This is a genomic window from Pseudomonas sp. PGPPP1 (assembly GCF_002255865.1).
In the GTDB taxonomy this organism is placed as follows: Bacteria; Pseudomonadota; Gammaproteobacteria; order Pseudomonadales; family Pseudomonadaceae; genus Aquipseudomonas; species Aquipseudomonas cremoris.
In genome coordinates, this window is sequence record NZ_NKIG01000071.1 from 1 (window position 1) to 3,002 (window position 3,002).

General features: G+C 57.2%; 3 protein-coding genes. All 3 read right to left on the reverse strand.

Annotated elements, in window-relative coordinates; genetic code table 11:
* Window positions 1–247 (reverse strand): RHS repeat domain-containing protein (locus CFE47_RS31055; protein WP_286842997.1); only part of this gene is annotated, 247 nt, incomplete at its 3' end.
* Between the two features lie 223 nt (window positions 248–470).
* On the reverse strand, window positions 471–812 hold the full coding sequence (locus CFE47_RS31060; protein WP_286843001.1) for a hypothetical protein: 342 nt from the start codon (window positions 810–812) through the stop codon (window positions 471–473).
* On the reverse strand, window positions 809–3,002 hold a 2,194-nt coding region (locus CFE47_RS31065), incomplete at its 5' end, for an RHS repeat-associated core domain-containing protein (RefSeq protein ID WP_286843003.1). The genes CFE47_RS31060 and CFE47_RS31065, both read right to left, overlap by 4 nt.

Sequence of the window (3,002 nt, forward strand, 5' to 3'; positions counted from 1 at the left end):
GATAGCGGATGTGTTCGCTACGCCCCAATGGATCGCGCGTCTCGATCAGGCGGCCAATATCATCGTAGCTGTAGCGCCATTCGCCGCCCTGTGGATCGACGCTCTTCATCAATTGCCCGGCGATGATCTCCTCTTGCCAGCAGTTACCGAGGGGGTCGATGTGTTTGTAGATCTCGTAGAAGGGGCCCCAGTAGTAATGGTCTTGGCGACCGAGGCTGTCGGTGACGTGGGTCTCATCACGTTCCAAGCCGTGTTCTAGTCGATAGAGGATGAGGCCCCGGTCGTCCGGGTCAGCTGGAACGTGTTGCCGGTGAACACAGCCGCCGGGCTGCCTGCCTTGCAGCCCTTCAGTCTGAACTCTCGGGTGATGAGGAGCCAGGGGGGGGCCGGCATGCCAACGGTCCACGCCAGCGAATTAGGGGTAATGGGCGGGCATACAGGCTGCCCATCCCATTTAGCACGCCTTAAATTCAGTTGTAGATATCGTGAAGATTCCGATCTTTGTTTAGGTGTACGGATTTCGACTTTGTAAAGTACAAATCTAGTGTACCTTTATCGTCCTCATTTTCTATTGCTCTGACACCGTCAAGAACGCATAGGAGTCCAAATATCGCCTCGTCAACAGCCGATTCGATAATTTTGTTTATCATTTCTTTATCATCATTTGCTTGGCGATTGTAGAAAGTAGTTAAGTCAAGAGTTGTTTTGCTTGGGTTTCTTCCGGGAGGGGACTCGAGGAGCGAGATGGAGTCCTCAATTGCTGCGTCCCGAACGACAATTTTTATAGCTTCAATAAATTCATTGGTATTCATTTCGCGATTGTCCTTTCAAATACTTTTGGAAACATCTCTTTGTTAAGATTAATTAGTTCTTTTATCGCTGAAGACGGAGTGTCTGTATATCTTCGAAGGTCACGAATGTCTTTGGCGAGAAGGTCGCGAGCGGTTCCTGTGTACTGCCCTTTGATTGTTGGGATTTTCCTATGTTCCTTTCGGGGAAGTGCAATCGAAGGGCCTGCTTTGGGGTCGTATCCATTAATTACCTGAGCAGCGGGGTGCTTTTGAACTGCATGGTGGACATCCAATTTGTCTCCGATTCGTGACTTACGTTGCAAATCATCAAATTTTCCAACTTCGTACTCTTGGAGGCTGCATCCAGACCAACCCCACGGGTCAGACCATCCAATCGGGTTCGGCGCGTACTCATAGAGGTTCAACCCTCCCGCCAACCCAATCGGATCCGGCTGCGTAAACCGCCCCACATCCGGATCAAAAAACCTGAAGGTGTTGTAGTGCAGCCCGGTTTCGCGGTCAAGGTACTGCCCTTGAAAACGCAGGTTCTGCTCACGTCCCGGCTGCTGATCATGCCACTCGTCCCGCGTCTTGCCCCAGGCCTGGTACTCGCTGTGCCACACCGTGTTGCCGTCAGTGTCGGTCAGCTGTTCCGGCAGACCCGCGAGGTTGGTGTGGAAGTAGAAGATCGCTTCGCTCCCCGGCTTGCCATCGATGCGGGCCAAGGGTTCGTAGCTGCCCGGATCGGCATACACGTACAGGCTGGGCCTGCCGTCCTGCACCTCCTCAAGCAGTCGCAAGCCTTGCCAATGAAACAGCGTGCGGTGGCTCAGCTCGCTGGCGTTGTCGTTGTACACCTGCTTGCTGATGCGCCGCCCCAGCGGGTCGTAGTTGAAAACGATGCGCTGGGCCATTGATCCCTGCTGCTGGCGGACACAGATCAACCGGTGTTCCGCATCGTATTCGAAACGCTGGATGCGGTTGCTGCCGCTACGTTTTTCACTCAGCCGCCCAAAGCGGTCATAGCGAAAACGCTTGTCTTGATACACATGCACGCGGTTGTGCTTGATCAGGCCCTTGACCCGGTAGCCATCGAACAGGTTGCCGGCTGCGTCGTAATTGAGGCTCTCGATGTGCTGGCCCAACGACGCGGGGCTGCTGCGGTGCATGCTCTGGATCTGCTCGACAGGGTTGTAGCCGTACGCGGCACTGCCTTGATAGGACTTGCCGGTCGAGGTGTGGCCGTGAAATCGCCCGATCAGGCTGTCGTCATTGGCCGCCGTGGTCGGGCGGTTGCTGCCAGGTCGCTGGGTCTGGGTCAGTATCTCGGCCACCAGGTTGTCGCTGGCGTCGTACTGGTAGTCCTTCTGCAACAGCGGCAGCACCTCGCGGGCGACCTGGTGATAGTGCAACGCCTTCTGGCTGAGCCGGCCATTACGGTCGTAACGGGTACGGGTGTGCAGGGCGCCTTGAGTGCGCAGTACTTCCTCGTGCAGTGAATCGCGCTCAAAGTCGCTGATCACCCGCCCGCCCAGATTGATCTGATGCAGGTGGCCGCTGCCGTAGTACAGGTGGTTGAGTTGGCGCTGATCGGGCAGGGTCAGGGTTTCAAGGTTGCCCAGCTCGTCGTAGTCGTACTGCAGCAGCCCGGCGCTGTTGGTTTCGCTGAGCAGTTGGCCGAGGGCATCGTAGGTATAGTCGAGCCGCTGCTGGTCGCCCTGTGTGCCGGTAAAGCTGATCGCCAGCAGGTTGTCGGCGGTGTCGTAGGCATATTCGGTGACGCCATCATCGGTGCGTTTACGGATCAAGCGGCCCAGGGCGTCGCGCTCGAAATGGTGCACCAGTGGCGTGTTCGATTCGGCGCTGTCCTTGCCGTCCAGATCGGGCTCGGCGTGCGGCGCGGGAATATGGTGGATGCCGGTAACATCGCCCAACGGGTTGTACTGATAGATGCGCCCGCTACCGTCCAGGTCCTGCTGGGCCAGCAGGCGGTCCAGTACGTCCCATTCGAAGCGGTAGCGTTCGTGGTTTTCGTTACTCAGGTGCAGCAGGCGGCCATAGGCGTCGTAGCCGAACTCGACGGAATGGCCGAGGGCGTCAATCCGCTGGATCAGACGACCACTGCGGTCGTAACGCAGGCGGGTGATGCGCTGGGCCGGGTCGGTGTAGGCGATCAGTTGGCCGGCGGCGTCAATGTCGTAGCGGTCGATG